Genomic DNA, 267 nt, shown 5'->3' on the forward strand with positions numbered 1-267 from the left:
GCATCGCTTCGGCCAGCGGCATTTCGACGACCCGCGCCGAACTGTCCGTGGCCGCCGGCGGCCAGGCCTTCAAGCCGACGCGCCCCTTCCTGGCGATGGAAGTGCCGGTGGAAGGCGCCAAGCCGATGGTGACGGTCACCGATCGCAAGCAACTGCGCGTGGACGGCAAGGACACGACCTGGCTGGACATATCGGGCCTGGAGCAACTGAGCTCGGCCGAGGTGGTCAGCGCCGCGGGCCAGGACGGCGTGTTGTGGCACACCCTGG

Annotated in this window: 1 pseudogene; it reads left to right on the forward strand. The window is 69.3% G+C overall.

Features of this window, described 5'->3' with window-relative positions:
- Positions 1-267 (forward strand): annotated as a pseudogene (locus OH705_RS27560) (hypothetical protein); the annotation flags it as partial.

It is taken from the genome of Pseudomonas sp. BJa3 (assembly GCF_026343815.1).
GTDB lineage: Bacteria > Pseudomonadota > Gammaproteobacteria > Pseudomonadales > Pseudomonadaceae > Aquipseudomonas > Aquipseudomonas soli.